Origin of the sequence: Bradyrhizobium zhengyangense (genome assembly GCF_022012435.1) — a bacterium.
Classification (GTDB): Bacteria; Pseudomonadota; Alphaproteobacteria; order Rhizobiales; family Xanthobacteraceae; genus Bradyrhizobium; species Bradyrhizobium zhengyangense.
Map to the genome: position 1 here is coordinate 20,881 of NZ_JAKLUA010000018.1, position 22,816 is coordinate 43,696.

Below are 22,816 nucleotides of genomic sequence, written 5' to 3' on the forward strand. Positions count from 1 at the left end.
AGGCCAGAGGACAGTCATGATCGACCTCCATTACGCGCCGACGCCGAACGGCTGGAAAATCTCGATCATGCTGGAGGAGCTCGGGCTTCCCTATCGAGTGAAGCCCGTCAACATCCGCGCCGGCGAGCAGTTCAACCCTGAATTCCTGGCGATCTCGCCCAACAACCGCATTCCCGCGATCGTCGATCACGAGCCTGCCGATGGCGGCGGCCCGTTTTCGGTGTTCGAGACCGGCGCGATCCTGATTTATCTGGCGGAGAAGACCGGCCGCTTTCTGCCCAGCGACCTGCGCGGCCGCTCCACCACCATCCAGTGGGTGATGTGGCAGATGGCTGGGCTCGGTCCAATGCTCGGTCAGCACGGCCATTTCGCGCTCTATGCAGCGGAGAAAATTCCTTATGCGATCGAGCGCTATCGCGACGAAGCCGCGCGGCTCTATGGCGTGCTCGACCGCCAGCTCGCCAAGACCGGCGCCTATGTCGCCGGCGACTATTCCATTGCCGACATCGCCTGCTTCCCCTGGAGCATGACCCACAAGGCGCAGGGTTTTACGCTCGACGACTATCCGAACGTGAAGCGCTGGTACGCCGAGGTCCGCGCCCGGCCGCAGGTGCAGGCGGGGCTCGCGATCGGAAAATTCGTGAAAGAGCCGTTCGACGAGGAATCACGCAAGATCATGTTTGGCCAGCGTGCGAAGGAACTGTTGGGAAGGAAATAGACCTCCGCTCTCGCCTCGTCATTGCGAGCGCAGCGAAGCAATCCAGAATCTTTCGGCGGAGGGACTCTGGATTGCTTCGTCGCTTCGCTCCTCGCAATGACGGGGAGAGAGCGGGACAAGATACATAAGGAAAAACACCATGATCGAATTCTTCTTTGACTGCTCCAGCCCCTGGACCTATCTCGCCTTCCACAACATCCAGCCGCTGGCGAAAGAGGTCGGCGCCGAGATCATCTGGCGGCCGATCCTGGTCGGTGGCATCTTCAACACGGTCAATCCGAGCGTCTACGCGCAGCGCGAGAAGCCGGTGCCGTTGAAGGCGCGCTACATGAAGAAGGACCTTGCCGACTGGGCGCGCTCGGCAGGGCTTGCGATCAAGATGCCGCCGACGGTGTTCCCGGTGAACAGCGTCAAGGCGATGCGCGGCTGCATCTGGCTCGGCAACGAGATGGTGCCGTTCGCAACATCAGTATTCGAGGCCTATTGGGGCGGCGACAAGGACATCTCGCAGGATGCGGTGCTGGCCGAAATCTGCAAGAAGGTCGGCATCGACGAGCAGAAATTCTTCGCCGGCATTTCCGAGCAGGCGATCAAGGACCAGCTCAAGGCCAACACGGAAGAGGTCGTTGCCCGCGGCGGCTTCGGCTCGCCGACGATCTTCGTGAACAAGACCGACATGTATTTTGGCAATGACCGGTTGCCGCTGATCCGCGAGGCGCTGCTGCGCAGCAAGGCGAGCGCGGCCTGATGGTGCGGGCTGTCGTCTGCCGCGCACTCGGCGCGCCCGAGACCTTGCGGCTGGAAGAGTTTCCCTCGCGCGCTCTGGAGCCGGGCGAGGTGCGGATCGCCATCCGTGCTGCCGGATTGAATTTCCCTGATGTGCTGATGGCGGCCGGCGAGTATCAGCTCAAGCCCGAGCTGCCGTTCACGCCCGGCATGGAAGCCGCCGGCGATGTGATCGAAGTTGGCGCGGAGGCGAAGGGTGTTTCGGTCGGCGACAAGGTCATCGTGAAGATGCGCCACGGTGCGTTCACGGATGAAGCGGTGGTGATGCCCTCGCAGCTGACGCCGATGCCGTCGACCTTCGATTATGCGGAAGCCGCGACCTATCTCGCGGGCCATGGCACCGCCTATCACGCCCTGATCGATCGCGGCCGGGTCGAACCAGGCGAGGTGCTGCTGGTGCACGGTGCGGGCGGCGGCGTCGGCCTTGCCGCCGTCGAGATCGGCAAGATGCTGGGCGCCACCGTCATCGCAACCGCCTCCAGCGATGAGAAGCTTGCGATTGCGAAATCACGCGGCGCCGATCATCTCGTCCGCTACGACCGCGAACCGTTTCGCGATGCCGTCAAGCGCATCACCGACGGTCGCGGCGCCGACGTCGTGTTCGATCCTGTCGGCGGGCAGGTGTTCGAGGACTCGATGCGCTGCATCGCCTGGGGCGCGCGGCTCCTGGTGATCGGCTTCACCGGAGGCATCGGCTCGGCCAAGACCAATCTTCTGCTGATCAAGGGCGCCAGCGTGCTCGGCGTGCGCGCGGGCGAGGCGGTGCGGAAAAATCCCGCGCTCGGCGAAATCAGGCTGAAGGCGCTGCTGCAATGGGCAGAGGAGGGCAAGCTGCGCCCCAACATCTCGCACCGGCTGCCGCTGGAGGACTGTGCCAAGGCGATGCGGCTGTTGCTCGATCGCAAGGCGATCGGGCGCGTGGCGCTGGTGATGCAATGAAGGTAACGTAGGGTGGGCAAAGCGAAGCGTGCCCACGATCTGTATCCATCACGCAAAGATCGTGGGCGCGGCGCAAGGGCGCCTTTGCGACCCTACAAGAGCATCACTTGTATTCCCGCTCCGTCCACCACGGGAAATAGTCCGGCATATCGATCGACACCTTGTTCTTGAATTGCGCCGGCCTCTTCTCAAGGAACGACACCACGCCTTCTTTCACATCCTCCGAGCGGCCGCGGGCATAGATGCCGCGGCTGTCGACCTTATGCGCTTCCATGGGATCGTCCGCGCCCATCATGCGCCACATCATTTGGCGGATCAGCGCCACCGACACTGGCGCGGTCTTGGCACAAAATTCCTTGGCGAGCGCGCGGGCTGTCGGCAGCAGATCATCCGGCGCCACGACCTTGCTGACGAGGCGGCCGGCAAGCGCCTCCTGCGCCGGGAAGACGCGGCCCGAGTAACACCATTCCAGCGCCTGCGAGATGCCGACGATGCGCGGCAGGAACCAGCTCGAGGCCGCCTCCGGCACGATGCCGCGCTGGGAGAACACGAAGCCGAACCGCGCGGCCTCCGAGGCTATGCGGATGTCCATCGCAAGCTGCATGGTGACGCCGATGCCGACAGCGGGACCGTTCACCGCGGCGATGACGGGCTTCAGGCATCTGAAGATGCGCAAGGTGACCTGACCGCCGCCGTCGCGCACCTGCGGATCGCTGTAATCGACCTTGCCGTCGGCAAAGCGCTTGACCGGCCCGCGCCGCGCGTCGCGATCGAAGGTGTCAGCGCCCGAGGAGAGATCCGCGCCTGCGCAAAAGCCGCGGCCGGCGCCAGTGACGATGATGGCGCGGACATTGTCGTCCTTGTCGGCGGCGTCGAACGCGTCGATCAGCTCGGCCTGCATTTGCGCGTTAAAGGCGTTGAGCTTGTCGGGCCGGTTCAGCGTGATGGTGAGGATCTGCTCGGCGACCTCGTACTTGATCGTCTCATACGCCATGGCGTGGTTTCCTTCCTTGTCTTGAATGCGGTCTCGATGAGACGAGACGCACGCTCGCCGCTGTCCGTCTTGCGCGGACTGGGCATCTACTTCGCCGGCGGCTTGGGCCACGGCCTTTGCGCCCCGCGCAGGCCCTCGAACGCCTTGGCCATGCCGAGCACGCCGATGTCGTCGAAGCGGCGGCCGACGAGCTGTACGCCGATCGGAAAACCCGCGTCATCGAAGCCGCCATTGATGGACACGGCGGGGTTCTCCGACATATTCCACGGCACGGTATAGCAAATGTGTTCGAACGGCCGCATCGGATCGTTGGTGGGTGAGGCCCAGTCCGCCGCATAGTTCACGTTCGGCGCCGTTGGCGAGATCACGTAGTCGAGCTCGCAGAACAGTCTTGATGCCGCCGCGCGGATCGCCATGGTCTGGTTGAAGCCTCTGATGACGTCGACGCCCGACAGCTTTGCACCGGAGGCGCCCCATTTGAAGATATAGGGCAGCACCTTTGCCTGTTCGGCTGGCGCGAGCTTCGAAAGGTCATCCCACATCCGTGCGCGCCAGAAATTGTCGAGACCGTCGAGCATCTCGCGCGTGAGGATGCCGTCGACTTCGGTGACGACGGCACCGGCGGATTCGAACGCCTTTGCAGCTTTCACCGCGACATCGCGGACGAGCCGTTCCGCCGGCAGGCCGACGCCGGCATCGAGCATCAGGCCGATGCGCAGTTTTCGCGGCGACTTCTCCAGGCCCTTCCAGTTCAGCGGTTCGGCGGGCAGGCTCGTGCCGTCGCGCCGGTCGGGCTTGGCGATCACGCTCATCATCAGCGCGCAATCATCGACGGTGCGGGTCATCGGGCCGGCGACGCGGCCGACATAGGCGGGATCGATCGGCACGCGGCCAAAGCTCGGCTTCAGGCCGACGAGGCCGCACCAGCCGGCGGGCAGGCGCACCGAGCCGCCGATATCGGTGCCGAGATGCAGCGGACCATAGCCGGCCGCTGCCGCAGCGCCGGCGCCCGCGCTGGAGCCGCCGGGGTTCTTGGAGAGGTCCCAGGGATTGCGCGCGAGCGCATGGAACGAAGAGAGTCCAGAGGACAGCATGCCATAATCGGGCATCGTGGTCTTGGCGAAGATGATCGCGCCTGCCTCACGCAGCCGCGCGGCGGGCGGGGCGTCCTTCTCGGCTGGGACCAATTTGACGCTCGCGGCACCCAGCGGCACCGGCACGCCCTTGGTCGCGATGTTGTCCTTCACCGTGACAGGCACGCCGTCGAGCGGACCAGAGGGCTCGCCCCCGGTCCAGCGCGCGGTCGAGGCTTTTGCGGCCGCGCGCGCACTTTCAGGGTCGAATGCATAGAGCGCCTTCAGATGCGGCTCCCACGCAGCGACATGCGCGAGCAAATCCTCCAGCACCTCGCTCGGCGAGAATTGCTTGGCCCGATAGCCCGCGATCAGATCGACCGCCGAGAGATCGTGCAGCGAGGTGACCGCCTCCGCGGCGCTCTTCTTCATTGCTAACCGACCGGCATGCGCGTTTCGATGATCCGGGCGAACATGCTGGCGCCGATCGGCAGGATCTTGTCGTCGAGCACGAAGCCGGGATTGTGCACCGGCACGGAGCCGTCATGGCCGACCCAGAAATAGGCGCCGGGAATGGTCTCCAGCATGTCGGCAAAATCCTCGCTGCCCATCTTCGGCTGGCTGCGGGTGATCACCTTGGCGGGATCGACAACGGTGCGCGCGACGTCCTCGACCACCTTGGACTGCTCGACCTGGTTGACCAGCACGTTGAAGGTGTCGCGGATGTCGACGTCGATCACGCACTGATAGGCGCTGGCGATGCCGGCGCAGATGGTGCGGATGCGTTCGCTGACCAGGGTGCGGACTTCCTTCGAGAAGGTGCGGATGGTGCCGCACAGATGCGCATCGCCCGGAATCACGTTGTAGGCGGAGCCCGCATGGATCTGGGTGATAGATACGACAGCAGCCTGAAGCGGCTCGACGTTGCGGCTGACGATGGTCTGGATCGCCTGCGCCAGCGTGGTCGCGATCACGACCGCGTCCTTGGAGCGCTCGGGCATCGCGCCATGCGCGCCATAGCCGGTGATGCGGAGGTCGAAGAAGTCGGCGCTGGCCATGGCCGGGCCGGGCAGGATGGCGATTTCGCCGTGGTTGAGGTCGGGCGCGTTGTGCAGGCCGTAGAGCTCGTCGCACGGAAACTTCTCGAACAGGCCGTCCTTGATCATGGCGCGGGCGCCGCCGAGGCCTTCCTCGGCCGGCTGGAAGATCAGGTGCACGGTGCCGTCGAAATTCCTGGTCTCGGCGAGATAGCGCGCGGTGCCGAGCAACATGGTGGTGTGGCCGTCATGGCCGCAACCGTGGAAGCGGCCGGGGATTTTCGAGCTCCATTTCAGATTGGTGTTCTCTTCCATCGGCAGCGCGTCCATGTCGGCGCGCAGGCCGATACGCTTGCTGCCCGAACCCTTGCCCTTGATGACGCCGATCACGCCGGTGCCGCCGAGACCGCGATGCACCTCGATGCCCCAGCTCGTCAGCTTGTCGGCGACGATGCCGGACGTACGCACTTCCTCGAAGCCGATCTCGGGATGGGCGTGCAGGTCGCGGCGGATAGCGGTGAGTTCGTCGGCATAGCCGTCGATGCGTTCGATGGTGGGCATGTGATCCTGTCCGGTTAGCGTGAAGGGGGATTGAAAACGGGGCCGTTCGGCTTGATGCGGATGCCCGGGCGCAGGCGCGTCCATGGCAGGGAGGCGGTGTCGGCCGGCATCGCGCCGGGGGCGGCGCAGATCATCGGCTGTTCAGCGATCGGTTCGAAATCGGCGCGGAAATGCACCGAGCTCTTGTTGACCAGGATTTTTTCCTTCGTCGGTTCGATCCCGACATAGCGGTACATCGCCTGGTCGGCCAGCTGCGCCTTGTGCGAGGAGACGACGACGCGGACGTCGCCGATGCGCAGGGCTGCGGAGAGGCCCATCTCCATCTCGCGGCCGCCAAAGTAGGGGCCGGGCGCGATGAAGCGGCCGTCGGAGAGCTTTTCGACGACGAAGGTCTCGGTGTAGGGCTCGTCGCCGGCGATCCCCGACTTGCCGCCGAGCGAGAGCGTGACGGCGGCGCCGACGCCCGCCGCATGCGCGGCCTTGGCGGATTCTGGATCGTAGATCACACCGGTCGCAGCGCTCGCCTTGTTGCGCACCAGCGCGCGCAGCATGCCCGTGGTGTCGGAATCGCCCCCGGCGCCGGGATTATCCTGGGTGTCTGCGATGATGATCGGCTTGCTCGCGTTCTTGGAGAGTTCCATCGCGTGGCGCACGCCGTCATCGGGCGACCAGATCTTGCCGTCGAAATCGTCTTCGTGGCTTTCAATCAGCTTGACGATCGCGTCGGCGGCGCGATCGGCGTCTTCCTGCGTCTTGCCATAGGCGAACACGCTCGGCCCGCAATCGCGGAAGTCAGCGGCAGGGAAGCCCGGCGCGAAAGACAGCGTCGGAACCGCATCGTTCTCCAGCGCAGCAAGCTTCTCGTAGATGCCCTTGGTGGGGAAGTCGTCGGTGCATTGCCAGCTGATCGCGATCAGGAACGGTATCTGGCGGAATGACTTTGCGAAGCGAAGCTTCGTCTTCAGGAGCAGGGCAAGATGTTTTGCCGAGGCGCGGCCGGTCTCGGCCATGTCGATATGCGGATAGGTGCGGTAGGCGATCAGCGCGTCCGCATGTTCCATCATCGCAGGCGTGACGTTGGCGTGCAAATCGAGGCTTGCGACCAGCGGAACATCCTTGCCGATGACGCGGCGTACGCGCGCCAGAATCTCACCTTCGCCGTCGTCGAGATGCTCGGTGACCATGGCGCCGTGCAGATCGAGATAGACGGCGTCGATCGGGCCTGCGGCCGCGATGCCGTCGACCATCACCTTCACGATGCGCTCGAACGCATCCTTCGTGACATGCGCCGACGGGCTCGCACCGCAGGCAATCGTCGGAACCAGTTCCCAACCATTGGCTTCAGCGCTGTCGACGAAACCGGCCAGCCCGACATTGATGCGCCGCATCACCTTCAGCACGTCGGGGCCTACAGTCATCGCCGGCCAGCCGCCGCCATGCTGGAAGTCGGCGTAGGTCGCCTTCGTCGGCGCGAAGGTGTTGGTCTCGTGCAGGAAGCCGCCGACGGCGATACGTGTCATCAATGCATCTCCAGCCGATTGAAAGTGCGCGACGTTAGCCTTGGCTTTGCGAGGAGAGCAAGGCGGGAAGCAATCGCGCTGCGCATAGGGTCAGATCGTTTTGGGAATGCTGCTCCCCCGTCATTCCGGGGCGCGCGCAGCGCGAGCCCGGAATCCATTGGGCGACAGACTCTGCGGCTTGATGGATTCCGGGCTCATCGCTTCGCGATGCCCCGGAATGACGACGGAGGGACTGACTAGGCCGTCGCCACCACGCCCTCCGACACCGGCCGGAAGTTCGCAAAGTCCCAGCCGCGGCCGGGCGCCGCTTCGAGCAACGCCCGGGTGTAGGCCTCCTGCGGGTGTGTCAGCACTTCGGCGGCGGGGCCCTGTTCGACGACGCGGCCGTGCTGCATCACCACGACTTCGTCGCAGATTTGCGCAGCGACGCGCAAATCGTGAGTGATGAACAGGATGGCGATGCCGAGCCGCTTCTGGATCTCGTCGAGCAGGTCCAGCACCTGCGCCTGCACGGAGACGTCGAGCGCGGAGACCGCTTCGTCGGCGACCAGCACGTCAGGATCGAGCGCCAGCGCGCGCGCAATCGCAATGCGCTGGCGCTGGCCGCCGGAGAACTGGTGCGGATAGCGCGACACCGCGTCGGCGGGCAGGCCGACGAGCTCGAGCAGCTCGCGCGCCCGCTTCATCGCGTTCGCATGTGAGACGCCGTAATTGATCGGGCCTTCGGCGATGCTCTCGCCCACGGTGACGCGCGGATTGAGCGAGCGGTAGGGATCCTGGAACACGATCTGGATCTTCTGCCGATGCGGCTGCAGCAGCCGGCGCGAGATGTCGGAGATCTCGCGGCCGGCAAGGCGCACGCCGCCCGAGGTCGGATCGATCAAGCGGACGATGCAGCGCGCTACCGTCGACTTGCCGGAGCCGCTTTCGCCGACGATGCCGAGCGTGCGGCCTTTGCGCAGGGTCAGCGTCACCTTGTCGGCGGCGACGACTTCGCGGCCTTTGCCGAAGAAGGCGCGCTCCTTGTAGATCTTGCTGAGGTCGTTGGCCTCGAGCACGATCGGTTCCTTGCTCTCCTCACGCGGCGGCCGCGGCACCAGGCTCGGCACGGCGGCCAGCAGGTTACGGGTATATTCCATCGTGGGATTGCGCAGCACGGTGTCGAGCGGGCCGGTTTCGACCAGGCGCCCCTGGCGCATGACAGCGACGCGGTCGGCGATCTCGGCGACCACGCCCATGTCATGGGTGATGAACAGCACCGCGGTGCCGTGATCGCGCTGGAGCTCGCGGATCAGCGACAGGATCTGCTTCTGCGTGGTGACGTCGAGCGCGGTGGTCGGCTCATCCGCGATCAAGAGCTTCGGCTCCAGCACCAATGCCATTGCGATCATGATGCGCTGGCGCTGGCCGCCGGAGAGGCGGTGCGGGTAGGAGGCGAAGATGCGCTCGACCTGGGGCAGGTGGACCTGCTCCATCATGTCGAGGATGCGCTTCTTTCGCGCCTTCGCATCGAGCTTGGTGTGGGCGCGCAGCACCTCGTCGATCTGGCGGCCGACCGGCACGACAGGATTGAGCGCGGTCATCGGTTCCTGGAAGATCATCGCCATCTTGGTGGCGCGCAACTGGCGCAGGCGGCGATCGGTCGCGGTGAGGATCTCCTCGCCGACGAGCTTGACGCTGCCGCCTGATGGAACCAGCGTGCCCTTCGGCAGCAGGCCCATCGTGGTCAGCGAGGTCACCGACTTGCCCGAGCCGCTTTCGCCGACGAGGCATAGCGTCTCGCCTTCGTGCACCTGGATCGAGATGCCGTCGATGATCTTTGCTCCGTTCGGCTTCTTGCCGACGGAGACGACGAGGTTGTTGATGTCGAGGACGGGGTTGGTCATTTGATCGGCCATCACTTGCCCTCCCGCTGCTTCATGCGGGGATCGAGGGCGTCGCGGGCGGCGTCGCCGATCAGGTTCATGCTGAGGATGGCGATCGAGAGCAGCAGGCCCGGCCAGAAGATCAGCGTCGGCTTGAGCTGAAAATACTGGCGCCCCTCGGCCATGATGTTGCCCCAGGTCGGCGTCTCCGGCGAGATGCCGGCGCCGAGGAAGGAGAGGATGGCTTCGGTGAGAATAGCAGAGGCGCAGACATAGGTGCCCTGGACGATCAGCGGCGCGATCGTGTTCGGCATCAGGTGCCGCCACATGATTTTCGGCAGGCTGGAGCCGACCGAGATCGCGGCCTCGACATAGGGCTCCTCACGCGCGGACAGCACGACCGAGCGCACCAGGCGCGCCACGCGCGGGATTTCGGGGATGGTGATGGCGACCAGTACGGTCCAGATGCTGGCGCCCGACAGCGAGACCACGGCGATCGCAAGCAGGATGCTCGGCATCGCCATCAGGCCGTCCATGATGCGCATCATCACGGAATCGACCAGCTTGAAGAAGCCGGAGACGAGACCGATCGCGAGCCCGATGGTGATCGAGAGGATCGCCGAGCCGATGCCGACCAGCAGCGAGATGCGGCCGCCATAGATGACGCGCGACAGCAGGTCACGGCCATAGGCATCGGTGCCGAGCAGGAATTGCGCCGAGGAGGGCTTGAGGCGCTGCGAGGGCGCAAGCTGGATCGGATCATGCGGCGCGATCAGCGGCGCCAGGATCGAGATCAGCACGATCAGCGCGAGCAGGATCGTGGCCGCCGCGATGATCGGCGTCGAGGTGAGGAATCCGAGACGCGGCCGCAGTGGCGACGTGATCGGAATCGAGGATTGGGGAAGGCTATCGACCGTCATCGTTGTTCTTGTCCTTAGCCTTAGTACCGGATGCGGGGATCGAGCAGCGTGTAGGCGACGTCGATCAGGAGATTGACGACGACGTAGATCAGCGAGGTCAGCAGGATCATCGCCTGGATCACCGGATAGTCGCGGGCCAGCACCGCATCGACGGTGAGGCGGCCGATGCCGGGGATGTTGAACACGCTCTCGGTGACGACGACGCCAGAGATCAAAAGCGCAAAGCCGGTGCCGATCACGGTGATCACGGGCACCGCGGCGTTGCGCAGCGCGTGTCGCAGCATTACCGCGACCTCGTTGATGCCCTTTGCGCGCGCCGTTCGCACGTAGTCTTCGCCCAGAACATCGAGCATGGCCGCGCGCGTCATGCGCGCGATCAGCGCGATGTAGATGAAGGACAGCGCGCAGGTCGGCAGGATGATGCGCTCGAAGAACGGCCCGAAGCCCGCGCTGATGCTCTTGAAGCCCTGCACTGGCACCCAGCGCAGGTCGATCGCAAACACCTGGATCAGGACATAGCCGACCACGAACACCGGCACCGAGAAGCCGAGCACCGACAGACCCATCACGAAGCGGTCGATCCAGGTGCCGTGCTTCCAGGCCGCGATGACGCCGAGCGGCACGGCGACCATGACGGCGAGGATGATGGTCGAGAGCGCGATCGAGATCGACGGCTCGACGCGCTGTCCGATCATCTTCATGACCGGCAGGTTCGAGATCAGCGAGGTGCCGAGATCGCCGTGCAGCAGCTTGTTCACCCAGGTGATGAACTGCACGATCAAGGGCTCGTTGAGGCCGAGCGAGGTGCGGATGCGCTCCAGCCGTTCCGGCGTCGCATTGTCGCCGGCGAGGATCGCGGCTGGGTCGCCGGGCGTCAGCCGCAGCAGCAGGAAGACAAACAGCGCGACGACGCCCATCACGGGCACGGCGGCGAAAATTCGGCGGAGGAGATATCCGAGCAAGTTGGATCCCGTCAGATGAGAGTCAAATCGGCGGCAGCGGTCATGGCCCGTTCTGCCATCAGCCTAACATTTCAGCAATTCCTGTGCCATCAGGGCCACAGATTTTGCAGTGCGGCCAGTCTTCGTAGGGTGGGCAAAGCGGAGCGTGCCCACCGTTCGCTGCAGTCGGCGAAAGGTCGTGGGCACGGCGCAAGCGCGCCTTTGCCCACCCTACAGAACGGCTTCGCGATCACTCCAGCGTCGCCAGCAGCCCCGCCATCAGGCGGCCACGCTCAACGAGGCTCTCGACCTCGATATACTCTTCCAGCGTGTGGCCATTGCCCCCACGCACACCCAGGCCGTCGAGAGTCGGAATGCCCATGGCGCCGGTAAAATTGCCGTCGGAGCCGCCGCCGGAGCTCGCATGTGGTAATTCCGCGCCGAGAGATTTGGCGATGCCGCGCGCCTTTTCATACAGCGCCATGGTGCCCGCATCCGGCTCCCACACCGGCCGCGTCACGCCGCGCGTCACCTTGAAGGCGACGTCGTTGGTGGTGCCCGACAGCGCCAGCATGCGTTCGACGCCGCGGTCGAGATCGGCCTGGCGCTTGGCCATCGACAGCGCTTCGCCGGTGGCAGTCGTTGCAACGCAATTGACCCATTGCCCCCCGTGCACGACGCCGACCGAGAAGGTGCAGTCCTCCGTCGTCATCGCGTCGATCGCAAGAATCTGCCGCGCCATCTCGCGGATGGCCGAGCGTCCGGCCGACAAGGTCGCGCCGGCGTGGCTCGGTCGCCCTGTCGCTTCAAGATTGAAACGCGCGATGGCGTAACGTCCGGTGGTGACGCCGTTGTCGGCGCGGCCGGGCTCGGGCACCAGCACATATTTGTTCCGCGCAGCCTCCGCCTCGATGATGTCGCGCGTCGAGGGCGTGCCGACTTCCTCGTCCGGCGTGAACAGGATGGTGATCGGCAGGGGCGTCGTGAAGGACGCGCGCGCCAGTTGGCGGATCGCTTCCAGCGACAGGTAATTGCCGCCCTTCATGTCGTAGATGCCGGGGCCGTAGCATTTGTTGCCCTCGCGGCGCCATTTCAGCTTGTCGATGGTGCCGACCGGGTGGACGGTATCCATATGTCCAGCGATCAGGATGCCCGGCTCGCCTTGTTTCGGATGGGGAAAACGCGCGCGAACGACGCCGCCAAAGCCCTGACGGCCGGCGATGCGTTCGATGGTCGCACCCATGATCGCCATATCCCGCGCTGCGATATCGAGCATGCCGTTCACCGCGCTCGCGTCCCAGGTCGGGCTTTCGCATTCCACCCAGGTGCGCAGGCCCGCGAGCATCGTCTCCGAATCGAAGGGAAGATTGGCTGGATTCATCTTAAAGTCTCTCAAGCTTCGAAAGATGGAATGCGCATTGCATCGGCGCAGGCAAGACTGGCAGGCAGGACGAGCGGAGTTGAGTTGTAGAGCCAATCCGGACTTTGTAGAGCCCGCGCGTTCGCCGCAAGGGCCTGCGCCGAAACCGGATTGACGCGCTCAGGACTGTCTGCAAGTCTCGAAAAGATAAAGGCATTGCACGAGGTTAGTTCGCCTAACGAACGAACCAAATGCTCAACCAATAATCCGCCTTTGAACAGTTTCACGCCAGGAGAAACTTTATATGTTCCACTTGATGCGCATGGGGCGTCGCGCGATCGCCTCCAAACTTGCGCTGTCGGTCGTCGCGCTTGCAACGGCGATGGCCTCGCCGGTGTTTGCAGCGGGCAAGACCATCACCGCCGTGATGCATTCGGATCTGCGCATCATCGATCCGATCTTCACCACCGCCTACATTACGCGCGATCACGGCTACATGGTCTACGACACGCTGATCGCGACAGACTCGAACTTCAAGATCCAGCCGCAGATGGCGGACTGGAAGATCTCGGACGACAAGCTCACCTACACCTTCACGCTGCGCGACGGCCTGAAGTGGCATGACGGCACGCCGGTGACGGCGGAGGACTGCGTCGCCTCTCTGAAGCGCTGGGCCGCCGTCGACGGCATGGGCCAGCAGATGATGCAGTTCACTGCGAGCATCGAGGCCACCGACCCGAAAACGATCACGCTGAAGCTGAAGGAGCCCTACAGCCTTGTACTGGAGTCGATCGGCAAGCCGTCCTCGCGCGTCGCCTTCATGATGCCGAAGCGCCTCGCCGAGACACCGCCGGACAAGCAGATTCCCGAACAGATCGGCTCCGGTCCCTTCAAGTTCGTACAGGGCGAATTCCAGCCGGGCGTGAAGGCGGTCTACGAAAGGAATCCTGATTACGTGCCGCGCAAGGAGCCGGCGAGCTGGACCGCGGGCGGCAAGGTGGTGAAGGTCGACCGCGTCGAGTGGATCACCATGCCGGACTCGCAGACCGCAGTGAATGCGCTGCAGTCGGGCGACATCGACTTCATGGAAGTGCCGCCGTGGGACCTGCTGCCGGTGCTTGAAGGCAATCCCGACCTCAAGGTCGAGACGCTGAACAAGTTCGGTTACCAGACGCTCGGTCGCATGAACTTCCTTCATCCTCCCTTCGACAATCCGAAGATCCGTCGCGCCGCGCTTCTGGCGATGAACCAGAAGGACGTGCTCGACGCGCTCGTCGGCAATCCCAAGTACTACAAGATCTGCGGCGCCTTCTTCATCTGCGATACGCCGTTCGCGACCGACGTCGGCTCCGAATCGCTGGTCAAGGGCAACGGCATGGCGGAAGCCAAGAAGCTGCTCGCCGAGGCCGGCTATGACGGCACGCCCGTCGTCGTCATGGTGCCCGGCGACGTCGTGACGCTGAAGGCGCAGCCGACGGTCGCGGTGCAGCTGCTCCGCGAAGCTGGCTTCAAGGTCGATGCGCAGGCGACCGACTGGCAGACGGTGGTGAGCCGCCGCGCCAGCCAGAAGCCCCCGAAGGAGGGTGGCTGGAACATGTTCTTCACCAACTGGGTCAGCGCCGACGTGTCCAACCCGATCTCCAATCTCTCGATCGGCGGCCAGGGCAAGAAGGGCGGCTGGTTCGGCTGGGCGGAGGATGCCAAGATCGAGAAGCTCAAGGACGACTTCGTCCGCGCTGCCTCGCTCGACGATCAGAAGAAGATCGCGACCGAGATCCAGAAGGAAGCCTATGACCAGGTGATCTACATCCCGCTTGGTCAGTATCTGGCGCCGAGCGCCTGGCGGAAGTCGCTGTCCGGCGTGCTCGACGGTCCGGCAACGCCGATCTTCTGGAACATCGACAAGTCGGAGTAAGACCAGGTCGAAACGAGCGAAGGGCGCATTCCGCGCCCTTCGTCTTTTCCATCGCGCAGCGCCGTGCTTGCAGCGGTGCCGCTCTCGCCAGGAGGGCTTCAATGTTCCAACTCATGCGGCGGGGGCGTCGCACGTTCGCCTCCAAACTTGCGCTGTCGGTCGTCGCGCTTTCCACGGCCATCGCCTCGCCGGTGCTTGCGGCCGGCAAGACTATCACCGCCGTGATGCATTCGGATCTGCGCATCCTCGATCCGATCTTCACCAGCGCGTATATCGCGCGTGATCATGGCTACATGGTCTTCGACACGCTGATCGCGACGGATTCGAACTTCAAGATTCAGCCGCAGATGGCGGACTGGAAAATCTCTGACGACAAGCTCACCTATACATTCACGCTGCGCGACGGCCTGAAATGGCATGACGGCGCGCCCGTCACCGCGGAAGATTGCGTTGCCTCGCTGAAGCGCTGGGCCGCGGTCGACAGCATGGGGCAGCAGATGATGCTGTTCACCGCGAGCATCGAGGCGACCGACCCCAAGACGATCACGTTGAAGCTGAAGGAGCCCTACGCGCTCGTGCTTGATGCGATCGGCAAGCCGTCCTCGCGGGTCGCTTTCATGATGCCGAAGCGTCTGGCCGAGACGCCGGTGGACAAGCAGATCCCCGAGCAGATCGGCTCCGGCCCGTTCAAGTTCGTGCAGGATGAATTCCAGCCGGGCGTGAAGTCGGTCTATGTCAAGAACACCGACTACGTTCCGCGCAAGGAGCCGCCGAGCTGGACCGCGGGCGGCAAGGTGGTGAAGGTCGACCGCGTCGAATGGATCACCATGCCGGACGCGCAGACGGCGTTGAACGCGCTGCAGTCGGGCGACATCGATTTCATGGAAGTGCCTGCCATCGAGATGTTGCCTACCATCGAGGCCGACAAGGACCTCAAGGTTGATATCCTGAACAAGTTCGGATTCCAGACTGGCGCGCGGATGAATTTCCTCCATCCGCCATTCGACAACGTCAAGGTTCGTCGCGCAGCATTCATGGCGGTCAACCAGAAGGACGTGCTCGATGCGCTGATCGGCAATCCCAAATACTACAAGACGTGCGCTGCGGCCTTCATCTGCGACACGCCGTTCGCGACGGAGATTGGCGGTGAGGTCCTCGCGAAGGGCGGCGACATGGCTGCGGCCAGAAAGGCGCTCGCCGAGTCCGGCTACGACGGGACACCGGTTGTGCTCATGGCGCCGGGCGACGTCGTGACGCTGAAGGCTCAACCGATCGTAATGGCCCAGCAACTACGCGAAGCCGGCTTCAAGGTTGATTTGCAGGCCACCGATTGGCAGACGGTGGTAAGCCGGCGCGCCAGCCAGAAGCCTCCGAAGGAGGGCGGCTGGGACATGTTCGTCACAAACTTTGTCAGCGCCGACGCCTCGAACCCGATTTCCAACATCGCCGTCGGTGGGCAGGGCAAAAAGGGCGGCTGGTTCGGCTGGCCGGAGGACGCCAAGGTCGAGCAGCTCAAGGACGCGTTCGTTCGCGCGGCTTCGCTCGATGAGCAGAAGAAGATCGCGGCCGAGATCCAGAAGGAAGCCTACGATCAGGTGCTGTACATACCGCTCGGCCAGTATCAATCGCCGAGCGCGTGGCGGAAGTCGCTGTCTGGCGTGATCGAGGGCCCCGCGACCCCGGTGTTCTGGAATATCGATAAGTCGGAGTGACGAAGCAGGGATAAGGGAACTCCCGCAACCTCATAGCATCGACACGCGGCGCCGCTGTCGTCAGCGGCGCCGTTGTCTTTTGCCGTTCCTCCTACGGCGGGAGCCCTTCACTGAAAGCGGGGCGCCTTTAACTCTTCCGGTTTCCAATTGTTGCTATTTGTTTCTGATCTGAAATAGATGGTTTGCCAGCACCGCTTGCCCTTCTTTGATTTGAGTCTCGTGCCGATCGATTTTGCATTCCAGGCGATGGCCGAACGGTCGGATCGCGCGCCGGCGCGCTGGCGGCGCCCGTTGCTGCGCTGGCTCGATGGTGTGGAGGCGGGCTGGGCCGTACCACTTCTTATTGCGTGCTTCGTCGCAAGCTGGACGCTGTATCTTGCCATCGCCTATGCCGGTGGCGGTCTGCACCCCGACACGCTCGAGGCCTGGACGCTGGGGCGGAATTTCGCTTTCGGTTATCACAAGCATCCGCCGCTGATGGGCTGGGTCGCAGCAAGCTGGACCTTCGTATCCCCGGTCGGCGACGTGTCGCTGCAACTGATGGCGATGGTGAATGCGGGGCTCGCGCTGTTCTTCGTCGACTGCGTGGCGCGGCAATTCGTCACCGGACACAAGCGCATCCTGGTGCTGCTGTTGTTGATGCTGACGCCGGCCTATCAATTCCACGCCCAGCGCTTCAACGCCAACTCCGTGCTGCTGGCGACATGGCCGCTGGCCACATGGTGTTTTCTGCGCGCGTTCGAAACACGGTCGGTGTTCTGGGCGGTCGCGGCCGGGTGCACCGCGGCGCTCGCCATGGTCGGCAAATACTATTCGATCTTTCTGGTCGCGAGCTTTGCGGTTGCGGCGCTGGCGCACCCCTCGCGTCGCGCTTATTTCACCTCGGCTTCGCCCTGGATCTCGGCCTTGACCGGGCTCGCGGTGCTGTCGCCGCACATCTATTGGCTTGCGACCACGGGAGCGTCGACCTTCGGCTACGCGCTGGCCCATGCCAATGGCAATGCTGTCAGCTCGCTCAGTGACGTGAAGAACTTCCTGCTGGGGCTTATCGCGGCCATCAGCGCTGCGGCCTTGATCTGGGTGATGATATCGGGCACGCGCCTGAAACAATTTCCGGCCGACTTTGTTGCGATGAGCGCGGGCCTTCGGCTTCTCTTCTACGTCGCCATCGGCACGATCGTCCTGCCGGTTCTGACCTCGCTCGCGATGGGGACTGATCTGCCGTCGCTATGGGCCCTGCAGGGGCTGTTTCTATTCGTCGTGCTCATCGTCTGCGGCGCTCGCTACCCGATCGAGCGCTTCTACACCGTCAATGTCACGGTCATCGTTGCAGGTGTTGCGCTGGTCGCCGTCCTGGTCGCGGCCCCCATCCATGACTTTTATCGCAATATCAACGGCTACGAAGAGGGACGGAATCTTTACGCGCAAGCCGCAAGCGAGCTCACAAGACAATGGCACGAGCTGACCGGCGAGCCCCTCAGAGCCGTCAGTGGCGACGATTCACTCGCTTTCGCCACCGCATTCTACAGCCCCGACCATCCGCTCTACGCGCGTCCATTCGAGCATCAGCACAATTGGGGGCTGCCGCGCAGGACGACACTGGATCGCGGCTGGGCCGCACTCTGCTTCAAGGGTCAGGACGATTGCGCTCGCTGGATGGAATGGGTGACCTCGCGCACCGCGACATTCGTCAGACGGGAGTTCACCGTGCAGGCCTCGCTGTGGGGCCGAACCGGCCTGTCTCGGGACGTGGTGATGATGATCGTGCCGCCGCGCGCGAACGGTGATGCATCGCCCGAGAGCGCCGCGCAGGATTTCAGTGCGAGCAAGCGCGGCCTGGACTGAATCGTTTTCGAGCGAAGCGGGTGCCGATTCGCGTGAAGCAAGCGCTTCACAACGATAATCGAGAGCGTTCAGCAGTGGCTGTCGCGGACCTGTTCGAGTCCCTCGCTGGCGAAGGGCGGGTCGACTGCGGCTTGTTCAGCGCGCGATGCCGCGGGTTCGGCGGGCTGCCGGTTCGACTTGCGACGTTCGTCGCGCTGTTCCAGTTCCATTGAAGCGGCCTCTCGAATTGCTGCAGGACAACATCGAAGCGCCTTCGAGGTTCCTCACACGATCGGGCGATGATGCGGCTTGAACAGCCGTCCCTTCTCGACGACAATCACGATTGCGAGCGCCGCGAGCGTCGACAGGAAGAAGCCGATCGAGAACGGCAGCAGCGTGCCATCAAAGCTCTGGCCGATCGCGGTGCCGACCACGATGCCAATCAGCGTCGTGATCGAGCCGTAGAGCGAGGAGGCGGTGCCGGCGATATGCCCCTGCGGCTCCATCGCGAGCGCGGTGAAATTGGCAACCATCATGCCGAACGAGAACATCATCAGCGCCGACAGCGCCATGAACAGGGGCAGCGGCAGCACGCCGAGGATCTCGGTCAGCAGCATCACGCCTGCCACCGCAGCATAGAGCGATAGCGCGCCGTGCGAGATCACGCGCATCCCGAGCCGCCCGACCAGCTTTGCGTTGAGGAAGCCAGCGACGGCGGTGCCGGCCGCGATCGCGGCGAAGGCAAGCGGGAAGTAATGGCCGAGATGATAGATGCCGGTGAAGACCTGCTGCGCGGAAAACACGAAGGCGAACAGCGCGCCCATGACGCTGCCGGCGGCCGTCGCATAGCCGATGGTCTGGCGGTTGGTGACGGTCTGGCGGAACGCCGAGAGCACGTCGGCAGGTGCGAGCGACCTGCGCTCCGTCTCGGGTAGCGTCTCCGGAAGCCGCCACACGCTCCATGCCAGCGCGATGACACCGTAGAGCATCAGCACGACGAAGATGCCGCGCCAATGCGTGACCAGCAACACCGCCTGTCCGAACGAGGGCGCGATCACGGGCACCGCGATGAAGATCATCATTGCAAGCGACATCACGCTCGCCATGCGGCGGCCGGCATAACAGTCGCGCACGATCGAGGTCGCGATGACGCGCGTCGCTGACGTACCGAGCCCCTGAAGCGCGCGGGCCAGCAGCAGCGTTTCGAAGGTGGGCGCCGCGACCGCCAGCACGCTCGCCACCGCATAAACTGCCATGCCGCCGAGCAGCACCGGCCGTCGCCCGAACCGGTCCGACAGCGGGCCCATGATGAACTGGCCGGCGCCGAAGCCGATCAGGAAGGTCGACAGCACGAGCTGGAGATGGTTGGCGTTGGGAATGTTGAAGGCCGCCCCGATATTGGGCAGCGCCGGCAGCATCATGTCCATCGCGAGCGGATTCAGCGCCATGATGGACGCGATCACGATGACGAATTCGGGAAAACCCATCGGACGGTGTCCCGAGGACACCCATTCGTCGGCATTGACGTCGGACAAGCAGCACACCTCTGATTTCAGAGGTCATATCTAAGGCTCGTGCTGCATCGCACAACCCATGTTTTGGGATGGCTGTCCGGCGGGGCCGGGGAGGGACAACAAATGGTGAAGACGGGGGCTGGAGTCAGCTCGCACGCCGGGACCGCTCGACCAGGTCCAGCGCCATCAGGCCGGCGGTCTCCACGTAAGCGAGATCGCGATGGATCAACATCACGGTCGTGGCGCCGTCGAGCAGGATCACGATCTGACGCGCCAGCGCAGCCGCGCCGCCAATGTCCTGGTTGCGCAATTCCGCCTCAAGCCACGCTTCGAAACGTTTCTTGTGGGCCGCGCCGGCCTTGACCGCCGGGTGCGCCGGCGTGTTGGCGAGCTCGGCGATGGTGCGCAGGAAGCCGCAGCCGCGCCATTTCGGCGTATCCACCGACTTGCCGAGCTTGGTGAAGAGGCCGCGGACCTTGTCGGCCACGGAGCCATCGGTCTCGGCGAACCAGCGCATGTACAGCTCCAGCGTCGGCTGGTCCCTCGCTGCGATGGTTTCGGCGACGAGCTCGTCCTTGCTGGTGAAGTGATAATACAGCGTCTTCTTGGTGACGCCGGCCTTCTCGGCGACGGCGTCCATGCTCACCGCCCTGATGCCCTCGCCATAGAACAGCCGCGTCGCCGCAACGACGATCTGCTCGCGTGTGCTGTCACCCCTGGTGGCCATGCCTGCAATGTATACTGCCTAGTGAGTATACACAACAATTCCGCTGTGGCTGACTTCCGCTCCCGTTCGATCTGGAAGGAACCTGCTCTTGTCTGACCTCGTCCTCTTGGAAACGCGCGGCGCCGTCGCGCTGCTGACCCTGAACCGCCCGAGCAAGCTCAATGCGTTGAGCTACGCGCTGATCGATCAGATGATGGCGATCCTCGATCGCATCGAGGATGATGCGCGCATTCGCGCCGTGGTGCTGACCGGAGCCGGCGATCGCGCCTTCTCGGCGGGCGCCGACATCGCCGAATTCGCCGAGAGCGTGAAGATTGGCCCCGATGCTGCGGTGAAAGCCTTCGTGCGGCGCGGGCAGGCGATGACGGCGCGCATGGAAGGGTTTCCGAAGCCGATCGTCGCTGCGGTCAACGGCATCGCCTTCGGCGGCGGCTGCGAGATCACGGAAGCCGTGCATCTTGCCATCGCCAGCGAGCGCGCCAGCTTTGCCAAGCCCGAGATCGCAATCGGCATCACGCCGACCTTCGGCGGCACGCAGCGCCTGCCGCGACTCGCGGGCCGCAAGCGGGCGCTGGAACATCTCCTGACCGGCGATTCCTTTTCGCCGCAACGTGCCTGCGAGATCGGCCTCGTCAACCGCATCGTGCCGCACGAGGAGCTGCTGGATACCGCCCTGGCGCTGGCTGATCGCATCATCAGGCATTCGCCGCTTGCGGTGGCCCGGGTCATTACGGCGGCCACGCGCGGCCTCAACGCTTCGATCGCGGAGGGGCTCGCCATCGAGAGCGAGCAGTTCGCGCGGATGGCGGCGACGCAGGACACGCGCGAGGCGCTCGATGCCTGGCTGGCCGCCCGCGCCGGAAGGTCAGGTTGACCTGCCGTCCCTTGCAGGGGTTGGAAACCAGGGATTCACCATAAGAGCGGCGACAACCGCTTGGGAAGATGAATCCGCAACAAATCCTGTCCACTGTGTGCCGACTGGACGCCAGATCAGGCGCCGGGGGAACTCAAGCAGCACACAGGTATTTTGCGGTGTCCGACGTCACGGGTGCGACACGATGGTTGGGGCCGTCGGCCGACACGGCTGCGAAGCGGAATGTCTGGCTTGGTTCCCTGATCGCGATCGTAACCGTGCTGGCGCTCTACAATCTCGCCAACGACACGGCGCTGGGAACGGGTTACGGCTGGGACGCCCGTGTCAATTGTGCGGCAGTCGACGCGCATGTCGCAGGGCTCGATCCCTACTTCGTCAAGAACCTGAAGGGCACCTCCTACTCCTATCCCTATCTCCCGGCGACGCTTGACGCGTTTCGTCCGTTTTGCGCAGGCGGCCTTCTCGTCGATCACTACAGAGGCTTCTATCTCGTCCTCGCGGCGCTCTGTGGCTTGCTCCTCCCTGGACTACGCAGGTCGCGTGCGGGTCTGCGCGATGTCGGCCTCAAGGTGCTCTGTGCGCTCGGCGCGTTCGTCGGTTTCGAATGGGTGCTGGCATCCGGAAATTTTGCGATTCTGGGCGGCCTTTTGACGGCGGTTGCGCTGGCGCTGCTGCTTCCAGCCGAAGCGAATGGCGATCGGCGCTTCCTGATGCGCGCCGCCGGCGCTGCGCTGCTCGGTCTCGTCGTGTCGTTCAAGCTGGTGTTCTGCCCCGTCCTGGCCGCACTTTACTTCCTGCCGCTGCGACGGGCCCGGAAACTCGGTCTTCTCGCGGTGGCCGGCTTTGGTTTCGCGCTACCGATCCTGATCTCGGTGGTGTTCTATCCGGAGCTGTTCGCGAGCTGGCTGCTGGCGATTAAGGGACAGATCCCCAACCAGCATTCGGTCCATCTGGAGGAAATCAATCCATCGCTGCTTCTGGTCGCGCGGAATCTGATGGACCATATCGGGCTCGCGGACAGCAGGCCGATCGAGTTCGCGATCTACGCGCTTGCCGCATTCGCGCTCGTGATCACGCCCTTTGCCCTGGTGTTGCTGAGCGCGCTCGGAATTGCCGCCGGTGGAGCATCATTCCCGGCACGGCTCGACCGCTGGCTGATGGATCACCCGCAAACAGCCATGCGCGTCACCGTGCTTGCGATGTACGGCCTCTATCTGTGCTCGCCGCGCATCAAGGAATATGCCTTCTTCGAGCTGGCGCTCTATCTCGCCGTGCTCGTCGTCGATCTTTCGACGCCGGCGCTCGCCATGGTCTTGACCGTCGCCATAGCCAGCCCCGCAATGGCTTCGATTGCCGGCGTTGCGTTTGAGGGCAGCTTCGCTCTGCTCGCCATCGCGCTGGTTTGCTTTTGGACCATGCTGTTCGATTTTCGCAGCATGCTGGCCCGCGACCAACGGGAAGAGTTGGTTCCATGAAGAGCGGCGGTGCTACATCCATCGCCGCCACGGGGCGGCCACATGCGGCCGATGCGCCGGG

General features: G+C 64.1%; 20 protein-coding genes. 8 read left to right on the forward strand and 12 right to left on the reverse strand.

The features are described 5' to 3' along the window. The first annotated feature begins 16 nt into the window (after positions 1-16). The 3 genes from L6637_RS34460 (at position 17) to L6637_RS34470 (ending at position 2,443) form a co-directional block, all read left to right on the forward strand. On the forward strand, positions 17-718 hold the full coding sequence (locus L6637_RS34460; RefSeq protein WP_237873465.1) for a glutathione S-transferase N-terminal domain-containing protein: 702 nt from the start codon (positions 17-19) through the stop codon (positions 716-718). 139 nt (positions 719-857) lie between these two features. Then, positions 858-1,466, forward strand: coding sequence for a 2-hydroxychromene-2-carboxylate isomerase (locus tag L6637_RS34465; RefSeq protein WP_237873467.1), 609 nt, complete (start codon positions 858-860; stop codon positions 1,464-1,466). Further along, a complete protein-coding gene (locus L6637_RS34470; RefSeq protein WP_237873469.1) occupies positions 1,466-2,443 on the forward strand; it encodes an NADPH:quinone oxidoreductase family protein in 978 nt (325 codons plus the stop codon). The genes L6637_RS34465 and L6637_RS34470 overlap by 1 nt, the downstream gene beginning before the upstream one ends. A gap of 103 nt (positions 2,444-2,546) precedes the next feature. Here the strand turns inward: L6637_RS34470 and L6637_RS34475 are convergent, their stop codons facing one another. The 9 genes from L6637_RS34475 to L6637_RS34515 form a co-directional block, all read right to left on the reverse strand. Next, positions 2,547-3,437, reverse strand: a complete 891-nt coding sequence (locus L6637_RS34475) for a crotonase/enoyl-CoA hydratase family protein (protein ID WP_237873471.1) — start codon at positions 3,435-3,437, stop codon at positions 2,547-2,549. A gap of 86 nt (positions 3,438-3,523) precedes the next feature. Beyond that, entirely contained in the window at positions 3,524-4,942 is a 1,419-nt protein-coding gene (locus L6637_RS34480) for an amidase (protein ID WP_237873476.1), read from the reverse strand. A 2-nt stretch (positions 4,943-4,944) separates the two neighbouring features. After that, positions 4,945-6,108 carry a M20 aminoacylase family protein gene (locus L6637_RS34485; protein ID WP_237866217.1) on the reverse strand — a complete coding sequence of 388 codons (1,164 nt, stop codon included), beginning with the start codon at positions 6,106-6,108 and terminating at the stop codon, positions 4,945-4,947. 14 nt (positions 6,109-6,122) lie between these two features. Further along, the gene (locus L6637_RS34490; protein ID WP_237873479.1) at positions 6,123-7,628 is read right to left on the reverse strand and encodes a M81 family metallopeptidase; all 1,506 of its coding nucleotides are present in this window, start codon (positions 7,626-7,628) and stop codon (positions 6,123-6,125) included. A 236-nt stretch (positions 7,629-7,864) separates the two neighbouring features. Beyond that, positions 7,865-9,514 carry an ABC transporter ATP-binding protein gene (locus L6637_RS34495; RefSeq protein WP_237873496.1) on the reverse strand — a complete coding sequence of 550 codons (1,650 nt, stop codon included), beginning with the start codon at positions 9,512-9,514 and terminating at the stop codon, positions 7,865-7,867. Positions 9,515-9,525: 11 nt separating this feature from the next. Then, entirely contained in the window at positions 9,526-10,413 is an 888-nt protein-coding gene (locus L6637_RS34500; protein ID WP_237866219.1) for an ABC transporter permease, read from the reverse strand. Positions 10,414-10,433: 20 nt separating this feature from the next. After that, positions 10,434-11,375, reverse strand: coding sequence for an ABC transporter permease (locus L6637_RS34505; protein WP_237873480.1), 942 nt, complete (start codon positions 11,373-11,375; stop codon positions 10,434-10,436). 229 nt (positions 11,376-11,604) lie between these two features. Beyond that, positions 11,605-12,735, reverse strand: coding sequence for a M20/M25/M40 family metallo-hydrolase (locus tag L6637_RS34510; protein ID WP_237866221.1), 1,131 nt, complete (start codon positions 12,733-12,735; stop codon positions 11,605-11,607). 11 nt (positions 12,736-12,746) lie between these two features. Further along, the gene (locus L6637_RS34515; RefSeq protein WP_237866222.1) at positions 12,747-13,001 is read right to left on the reverse strand and encodes a hypothetical protein; all 255 of its coding nucleotides are present in this window, start codon (positions 12,999-13,001) and stop codon (positions 12,747-12,749) included. Positions 13,002-13,018: 17 nt separating this feature from the next. Between L6637_RS34515 and L6637_RS34520 the strand changes: the two genes are divergently transcribed. From L6637_RS34520 to L6637_RS34530, 3 genes are all read left to right on the forward strand, one after another. Continuing rightward, the gene (locus L6637_RS34520) at positions 13,019-14,629 is read left to right on the forward strand and encodes an ABC transporter substrate-binding protein (protein WP_237866223.1); all 1,611 of its coding nucleotides are present in this window, start codon (positions 13,019-13,021) and stop codon (positions 14,627-14,629) included. Between the two features lie 101 nt (positions 14,630-14,730). Continuing rightward, positions 14,731-16,341 carry an ABC transporter substrate-binding protein gene (locus tag L6637_RS34525; protein WP_237866224.1) on the forward strand — a complete coding sequence of 537 codons (1,611 nt, stop codon included), beginning with the start codon at positions 14,731-14,733 and terminating at the stop codon, positions 16,339-16,341. A gap of 246 nt (positions 16,342-16,587) precedes the next feature. Then, a complete protein-coding gene (locus tag L6637_RS34530) occupies positions 16,588-18,186 on the forward strand; it encodes a glycosyltransferase family 39 protein (RefSeq protein WP_237866320.1) in 1,599 nt (532 codons plus the stop codon). Between the two features lie 68 nt (positions 18,187-18,254). On the opposite strand, the gene L6637_RS34535 is transcribed toward L6637_RS34530, so the two are convergent. The 3 genes from L6637_RS34535 to L6637_RS34545 all read right to left on the reverse strand — a co-directional run bounded on the left by L6637_RS34535 (position 18,255) and on the right by L6637_RS34545 (position 20,406). Further along, on the reverse strand, positions 18,255-18,395 hold the full coding sequence (locus L6637_RS34535) for a hypothetical protein (protein WP_237866225.1): 141 nt from the start codon (positions 18,393-18,395) through the stop codon (positions 18,255-18,257). Between the two features lie 54 nt (positions 18,396-18,449). Continuing rightward, positions 18,450-19,700: a multidrug effflux MFS transporter gene (locus L6637_RS34540; protein WP_237866226.1), complete on the reverse strand. Its 1,251-nt coding sequence runs from the start codon at positions 19,698-19,700 to the stop codon at positions 18,450-18,452. Positions 19,701-19,824: 124 nt separating this feature from the next. Further along, the gene (locus L6637_RS34545; protein ID WP_237866227.1) at positions 19,825-20,406 is read right to left on the reverse strand and encodes a TetR/AcrR family transcriptional regulator; all 582 of its coding nucleotides are present in this window, start codon (positions 20,404-20,406) and stop codon (positions 19,825-19,827) included. A gap of 88 nt (positions 20,407-20,494) precedes the next feature. Between L6637_RS34545 and L6637_RS34550 the strand changes: the two genes are divergently transcribed. Then, complete coding sequence (locus L6637_RS34550) at positions 20,495-21,280, forward strand: crotonase/enoyl-CoA hydratase family protein (RefSeq protein WP_237866228.1); 786 nt, start codon at positions 20,495-20,497, stop codon at positions 21,278-21,280. 158 nt (positions 21,281-21,438) lie between these two features. Next, complete coding sequence (locus tag L6637_RS34555) at positions 21,439-22,755, forward strand: hypothetical protein (protein WP_237866229.1); 1,317 nt, start codon at positions 21,439-21,441, stop codon at positions 22,753-22,755. Positions 22,756-22,816: the final 61 nt, after the last annotated feature.